The organism is Streptomyces sp. SID3343 (assembly GCF_009865215.1).
In the GTDB taxonomy this organism is placed as follows: domain Bacteria; phylum Actinomycetota; class Actinomycetes; order Streptomycetales; family Streptomycetaceae; genus Embleya.
Map to the genome: position 1 here is coordinate 1 of NZ_WWJX01000696.1, position 7055 is coordinate 7055.

8 protein-coding genes and 1 pseudogene are annotated in these 7055 nt (G+C 71.1%); 5 read left to right on the forward strand and 4 right to left on the reverse strand.

Annotated elements, in window-relative coordinates:
* Window positions 1–898, forward strand: an 898-nt coding sequence (locus tag GT354_RS21375; RefSeq protein WP_161357960.1) for a PLP-dependent aminotransferase family protein, incomplete at its 5' end; no start/stop codon positions are given.
* 120 nt (window positions 899–1018) lie between these two features.
* Here GT354_RS21375 and GT354_RS21380 read toward each other — a convergent pair.
* The 4 genes from GT354_RS21380 to GT354_RS21395 all read right to left on the reverse strand — a co-directional run bounded on the left by GT354_RS21380 (window position 1019) and on the right by GT354_RS21395 (window position 4362).
* Window positions 1019–1783: an ABC transporter permease gene (locus tag GT354_RS21380; protein WP_161357961.1), complete on the reverse strand. Its 765-nt coding sequence runs from the start codon at window positions 1781–1783 to the stop codon at window positions 1019–1021.
* A 20-nt stretch (window positions 1784–1803) separates the two neighbouring features.
* Entirely contained in the window at window positions 1804–2760 is a 957-nt protein-coding gene (locus tag GT354_RS21385) for an ATP-binding cassette domain-containing protein (RefSeq protein ID WP_161357962.1), read from the reverse strand.
* A 103-nt stretch (window positions 2761–2863) separates the two neighbouring features.
* Window positions 2864–4036 (reverse strand): glycosyltransferase, encoded by a 1173-nt coding sequence (locus GT354_RS21390; protein ID WP_161357963.1) that lies wholly within the window; start codon window positions 4034–4036, stop codon window positions 2864–2866.
* Complete coding sequence (locus GT354_RS21395; RefSeq protein WP_161357964.1) at window positions 4033–4362, reverse strand: hypothetical protein; 330 nt, start codon at window positions 4360–4362, stop codon at window positions 4033–4035. The genes GT354_RS21390 and GT354_RS21395 overlap by 4 nt, the downstream gene beginning before the upstream one ends.
* Window positions 4363–4459: 97 nt before the next feature.
* Between GT354_RS21395 and GT354_RS21400 the strand changes: the two genes are divergently transcribed.
* The 4 genes and pseudogenes from GT354_RS21400 to GT354_RS21415 all read left to right on the forward strand — a co-directional run.
* Window positions 4460–5392, forward strand: coding sequence for a 3-oxoacyl-[acyl-carrier-protein] synthase III C-terminal domain-containing protein (locus tag GT354_RS21400; protein ID WP_161357965.1), 933 nt, complete (start codon window positions 4460–4462; stop codon window positions 5390–5392).
* Between the two features lie 83 nt (window positions 5393–5475).
* On the forward strand, window positions 5476–5775 hold the full coding sequence (locus tag GT354_RS21405; RefSeq protein WP_161357966.1) for an acyl carrier protein: 300 nt from the start codon (window positions 5476–5478) through the stop codon (window positions 5773–5775).
* A gap of 4 nt (window positions 5776–5779) precedes the next feature.
* The gene (locus GT354_RS21410) at window positions 5780–6622 is read left to right on the forward strand and encodes a 2-hydroxy-acid oxidase (RefSeq protein ID WP_161357967.1); all 843 of its coding nucleotides are present in this window, start codon (window positions 5780–5782) and stop codon (window positions 6620–6622) included.
* Window positions 6619–7055 (forward strand): annotated as a pseudogene (locus GT354_RS21415) (hypothetical protein); the annotation flags it as partial. The gene GT354_RS21410 and the pseudogene GT354_RS21415, both read left to right, overlap by 4 nt.

Below are 7055 nucleotides of genomic sequence, written 5' to 3' on the forward strand. Positions count from 1 at the left end.
GGTCAGCTCGCCCTGCTACGTGGGCGTCACCGGCGCCGCCCGGCTGCTCGACCTCGCCACGGTGCCGGTCCCCGAGGGCCCCGACGGCGGCCCCGACCCGCAGGCCGTGCACGCCGCCGCGAGCGCCGTACGAGCCTCCGGTCGGCGTCCGCGCGCGCTCTACGTGGTTCCCGACTTCGCCAACCCCTCGGGTACCAGCATGCCCGTCGAGGCCCGCGCCAGGCTGCTGGACGCGTCAGCCGGGGAGGGACTGCTGGTGATCGAGGACAACCCCTACGGCTTCTTCGCCCGCGAGCCCGGCGAACGGCCCACCCTGAAGGCGTTCGACCGCCGCCGCCAGGTCGTCTACCTCGGCTCCTTCGCCAAGACCTGTTTCCCCGGCGCCCGGCTCGGCTACGTGATCGCCGATCAGGAAGTCGTCGCACCGGACGGCCGTACCAGCCTGCTCGCCGACCAGCTGGCCAAACTGAAGAGCATGACCACCGTCAACACCCCCGCGCTCAGCCAAGCCGTGATCGGTGGCATGCTGCTCACCCACGACTGCCGACTGCGCGCCGCCAACGCGTCCGCCGGCGCCTACTACGCGGCCAACCTCACCGTGCTGCTACGGGAGTTGGAACGACACTTCCCGGCGGCCGAGCGAGCCCGCCTGGGCCTGTCCTGGAACGAGCCGGAAGGCGGCTTCTTCGCCGTGCTCGCCGTGCCGTTCATCGCCGACGAGGCGGCCATGGAGCGCTGCGCCCGCGACCACGGGGTGCTCTGGACCCCGATGGCCCCGTTCTACCCGGCAGGCGGCGGGGAGCGTCGCCTGCGGCTCTCCATCAGCGCCCTGAGCGAGCACCAGATCGAGGCAGGAGTGGCCCGGCTGGCCGACTTCATCCGGGAGTCCGCAGGCTGAACGCACCGCCGGACGTACATGACGGGAGGGGCCGGGCCAAAGCCCGGCCCCTCCCGTCATGTACGGCAGGACTCCCACTGCACGACCCCGGCGTCGGGTCTGGACCGTTGGGACGGTTCCCTACCGGACCCGGGCCGAGAACAGCCGGGCCGACCAGAAGACCGCCCCGATCGTCATCACGACGACGACCAGCAGCCCCTGCCAGACCGCGCTGTCGCCGATGTGGCCGGAGAACAGCGCCCGTATGCCCTCCACCGCCCAGTAGAAGGGGTTCCACTTGGCCACCGTCTGCAGCCACATCGGTGCCAGCGCCAGCGGCAGCAGCACCCCGGAGAGCAGGGCGATCGGTTGGGCGAGCGTGTTCACCACCGGCGCCATCGCGGCGTCGTTGGGCAACACCAGGGCGATGCCGTACGAGATGGCCGAGGTCATCAGAGCCAGCAGGCCGAGCAGCAGGTAGGCCAGCACCAGGTTCAGCGGGCCGACCCGCAGGCCGAACGGCAGCGCGAGCACAGTGATGACGACGGCCTGGGCGAGCAGCGCCACCACTTCGCGCAGGGCCCGCCCCAGCAGCAGGGCGAACCGGCTGACCGGGGTCACCCGGGAACGCTCGATGACGCCGGCCTTCAGCTCGGCGAGCAGGCTGAATCCGGTGTACAGCCCGCCGAAGATGCAGAGCACCGTCAACAGGCCGGGGACGTATATCCGGTAGGCATCGGTATAGGTGGTGGCACCCATGGGTTCGAGTGCCGTCTTGAGCAGCGGAGCGAACAGCAGCAGGTAGATGATCGGCTGGGTCAACCCGACGACGAGCCAGATCGGTGTACGCCACATCAGCAGCGACTGCCGCTGGAAGACCAGCCAGGTGTCACGGGCGAGCTTCACGGAAGGGACCCCAGGAATTGTCAGGACTGTTCGATGGAGCGGCCGGTGCGGGCCAGGAACACGTCGTCCAGGCTGGGCCGTTGAAGCTGGACGGTCCTGGGGACGATGCGCGCCCCGTCCAGGATGCGCAGCAGCTGCGGAATGGCCGCGGCGCCGTCGTGCACGTAGACCCGCAGGCCGTCCTCGCCCTGCTGCTCCAGCCGGAGCAGCCAGGGTTGGTCGCGGAGGGCGTCGGCTGCCGGCTCGTTCTCGCCGGCGGCGATGCCGAGGAGGACGACGTCGCCGGAGATCTCGCGCTTGAGTGCCTCGGGCGTGCCCTCGGCGACGACTTGGCCATGGTCGACGATCGCGACCCGGTCGCAGAGCGCGTCGGCCTCCTCCAGGTAGTGGGTGGTCACCACCACCGTCATGCCCTCGGTGCGCAGCCGCTGGATCTCGGCCCACACCTGGCTGCGGCCGACCGGGTCGAGGCCCACCGTCGGCTCGTCCAGGAACAGCACCTGCGGGGTGTGGATCACCCCGAGGGCGATGTCCACCCGGCGGCGCTGGCCGCCGGAGTAGGTGCGGCAGGGGCGGTCGGCGAACTCGGTGAGGTCGAAGGCCTTGAGGGCGTCCTCGGCCTGTCGCAGGGCTTCGGCCTTGCCGGTTCCGTACATCCGGGCCTGCAGCACCAGTTCCTCGCGGGCGGTGACCGCGTCGGTGGTGCCGCCGCCCTGGGCGACGTAGCCGATCCGCCGACGGACCCCGGCCGGGTCGGCCAGCAGGTCGGCGCCGGCGATCCGGGCCTCGCCGCCGTCCGGGCGGATGAGTGTGGCGAGCATGCGCAGGGTGGTGGTCTTCCCGGCGCCGTTGGGGCCGAGGAATCCGAAGATTTCACGTGCTCGGACGTCCAGGTCGATGCCGCGGACGGCATCGACAACGGTTCGGCCGCGTTTTCCGGACGGATAGGACTTGCGAAGTCCCTTGGTCTCGATCAACCGGAACTCCCGTACTGGGCTGGGGTGCAGGGGCTCCTGGGCACCGGTGCTTCTGCTTCACAGTAGATGCTTCGATACCCAGGAAGCAATGGACTAGACCAATTCAGGAGGGCGTCGGCGAGGCCGTCACCAGCGCCTCCAGTCGGTCGGCGGCCGTCACCGCCCCTCCACCGGACATCAGTTCACGCCCGACCAGCTTCGCAGCCGTGCGGTGGGAGGGTTCGTCGAGCACCTGCCGAAGCCGCTCGGCGATGACCTGGGGGGAGACCCGGGCGAACGGAACCCGGAGACCGGCCCCGCTCTCGGCGACCCGCTGTGCCACGAAGGGCTGGTCGTTGCGGATCGGCGCCATCAGCAGCGGGACGCCGTGCGCCAGCGACTCGCCCACGGTGTTCATTCCACCATGGCAAAGTACCGCGTCCAGCGCACCCTTCGACAACAGCTCGAGAATCGGTGCCCGTTCCACCACCACCACGGTGTCCGCGAGAGCGGCGGGCAGTACCCCGCGCGGAGCGGCGATCACGGCCTGGATCCCCTCGCCGTAGCCGGCCAGGGCCCGGACCGTGCGGTCCAGGAAGTCCGCGCCGACCGCGTCCGACATGGTTCCCATGGTGACCAGGACGGTGCGTCGGCCGGGGTCCAACCGCTCCCACGGGAACACCGGATCCGCCGAACGCTCGGTCAACACCGGTCCCACCAGGGCGTACTGCGGCGACGTCGGCAGGTCGCCGAGCAGCGCCCGGCCGGTGGTGGCCAGGACCAGGTGCGGCGAGAACCGCGGATCGGTGAACTCTGCGGCGGGCAGCCCGGCCCGCTGCCACAGCCCTTGCAACAGGCCCGCCGTCCAGGCCTCGACCTGCGGCAGGGCCCGGTACGGGCGGCCCAGTTCCATTGCCCCCGGCGCCAAAGTCGCCCACGGCAGTCCGTGCCGGTGCGCGACCAGTGCGCCCGCCGGGGTGTGTTGGTCCACCAGCAGCGCATCGGGCCGGAACTCCCGCACCGCCGCGTCCAGCGGCTTCATGGTGAACCGCGCGTACGGGACGACGAAGCCCTCCCACAGCGAGCGCAGCGAAGCCAGGCCGTGGCCCCCCAGTGCCCGGAACGCCCGGGTGCCGGTGCCGAAGATCTGTGCGTCCGGACCCAGCAGCGGCTGCAGGATTGTCTCGGTGCCGGTCCAGGCCACCTCGTGGCCGCGCGCGGTCAGCTCCTTCGCGATCCCGGACGCCGGATTGACGTGCCCGGTCAGCGGGGGCACCACCAGCAGGAAGCGGCTCATCGGCGCACCAGCTCCGCCAGGTCGCCGACGGTCAATGCGGCCAACGCATCCAGATCCAGGCCGGCCCGCAGCGCGCCCAGATCGGCGCCGAAACGCTCCCGCAGCAACGTGTCCAGGACGGCGAACTCGGTTTCGTCCAAGGCCAGATCAGCGTCGAGACGGGCCTGGGGTACCACCGACTCCGCCCATTCGGGCAACGCATCGGCGGCTGCGACCAGCAGCGCCACGAGCTCCGGGTCCACGACGGACGGCGGCTCGGACGGTGTGTCGGGTGACAAGTCCGAATCGGGCTCGGGGGGTACGAAGGAAGGCCGGAAATCAGTCATCGGGGGCTCCACCAGCTCGACGGCACGGGGGCGAAAGGGAGGGCTCCGGGTCGGTGATCACTTGTGCGACCCGCGGAGCGTGGGAATACTAGCCCGGGTGACCGCACTGGAGGCAGTGGCCGTCCACCTTCCCCCACGAATCGAATCGATCGAGGACGTGGGCGCGCGGATCGGCCTGACCCCACGTCAACTTCGACTCTTCCGCCGTTTCCACGGCCTGGACCGGGTGCGCCTGGACCCGGACGGGACGCTGCTCGACCTGCTGGACGCCGCAGTACGGGGCCTGCCCGAGCTGCGCGGCAACGAACACCGGGTCCGGTACCTGCTGCACGCGCGCAGCATGCCGGTCGCGGTGCCCTATCCGCTCAACCCCCTGCACCAACTCCAGGAACGCTTCGGCCTCACCCATGCCAACGCGTTCACCGTCACCCAGCAGGCCTGCGCGGCCTCGTTGTCGGCTGTCGACCTCGCCGGGCGACTCCTGGCGGACGATGCCGATCCGTCGGCGCTGGCCCTGGTGGTGGCGGGGGAGAAGACCTTCACCCGGGATGCCCAGGTCGTCCCGGACACGTCGATCTTCGCGGAGGCCTCGGCGGCCTGCCTGGTCAGCCCCGGCGGTGCCCGCGACCGGGTGCTCTCCTACGCGGTCCGCCAACGGCCCGAGTTCGACGGCCGATTGGCCGAGGACCCGGAGCTGCTGGCGCGCTACCAGAGGGAGTACCAGCCCACCATGATCGAGGCCTTGGAAGCCGCACTCGATCAGGCTGGTCTGGACCTCTCCGAGATCGCGCTGCTGCTTCCGCACAACGTCAACCAGGCGTCCTGGCGCATGATTTGCCGTCAGTTGGGCTATCCTCTCGACCGGGTGGTGTTGGACAACGTGCCCTCGGTCGGACACAGTTTCGCTGCGGATGCCTTCATCAACCTTCGCACCGCCGTCACCGGCGGAGCGCTCCGGCCGGGCGATCACTACCTGATCGCCGCAGCCGGTATCGGCGCCACCTTCTCGGCCATGGTCCTCCGGCACTGACGTGTCGTCAGCGCACTGTCGCCGTGCTCGTCTCGGCGCCTCGCCCCCGTATTCCCGATCACTCACCACGGGACGGCTCACCCATGTCTGACCCCGCCCTCTCCACCACCGAACCGGTCGACGCCGAGCTGCGCGGCCGCGTCCAGCGCGGCATCGAGGAAGTTCTGCCCCGCATTCTCAAGATCGAGCTCGCCGACATCCCCGAGAACGCCTGCTTCTTCGAGGACCTCGGCCTCACCTCGGCCGGCACCGTCGATCTGGTCCTCGAAATCGAGGAGGAACTCGACATCCAGGTCGACATCGAGCACCTCGGCGTGGACGACCTCCGCTCGATCGGCAGCCTCACCGACTATGTCGCCGGGCACATCGTCGACGAGGACTGACCCGGTGCCCGCCACCCGGGCCCGGGGCCTGCGCGTCACCAGGGCGATCGCCGCCGGGTTCGACGGCCGCTCCGAAGCCTCGCTCCACCCTGATCTGCGCACCTTCGTCGGCGACTTGGTCCGCCCGTACGGCCTGCCACTGCGCGAGGACCTGCTGAGCGAGGGGGCCGGACACGACTACGGGCAGATGGCCGAGGGCCTGCTCGGGAAGGTCCTGCCCGCAGACGAGCCCGCGGACCTGTTGATCCTCGCCTTCTCCTCCCCGGACGTCCGGCCGGGCGCCCCCGCCGCCCTCCAGCTCAGCCGCCACTGCCCCGGGCAGCCGACGGCCTTCGCCGTCTGCGACCAGGGCAGCGCAGCAGCTTTCACCGCCCTTCGGATCGCCGCCGCCCACCACCGCACCGGTGGCTGTCGGCGGGCAGTGATCGTTCTCGCCGAGCAGAGCGCCCTGCACTACGAGGCCCCCGAACCCGTCGAGCTGCCCGAGGAGCACCGGGCCGTCGTCCTGGTCTGCGAGGAGGGCGCGGGGGAGGGAATGCGCGTCCACCAGCAGGCGCAGGCGGACGGCGCACAGGCCCTGAGGTCGGTACTCGCCGACCATCGGGAACTCGGCCGAGGAGCCGGGCTGTTGCTGGCCGCAGACCTGGCCGGCGCCGCCTCGCCGGCGGACCTCGACTCGCACGCCACCCCCGAAGCCGTCGAGACGGCCCGACCGGGGCAGCCGTTCACCGGAGTCTGGACCCTGCTGGCCGACCGCCTCGCGCAGCGACCGCAAGCCGGTGGCCCGCTGCTCGTCGCGGACCACGACCGGCGTCTGGGCAGGCTCAGTACCCTGTCGCTGCCGTGAACGTCGCTGCCGTGAACGCCGAGGCCGTCGCCGAGGTGGTCGACGCCGACGACGTGATCGACGTCTGGAGCATTTCCACCGACCAGCCCCCGGCCGTCCTGCGCCGACTGCGAGGCCTGCTCGACCTCGATGAACGGGACCGGGCCGATCGAGCCCGCGACCCGGTCCAGGGCGAGCGCTTCACCGTGGTCAGGGGCGCAGTTCGCCTGCTTGTCGCCGACCGGCTCGGCACCGAAGCCGCCGACGTCGTGTGGCAGCGCGGCCCGCACGGCAAACCCGCCCCCGTCCCGCGGCCGGCCTCCGACAGGATCCACGTCAACTGGTCCGCCTCGGGCGCCCTCGCAATCCTGGCCATCGCCGACGGGCGCCGGGTCGGCGCGGACGTCGAGGAGATCCGCCCACCCGGCGTCGGCACGCGGATCGCCCGCCGCCA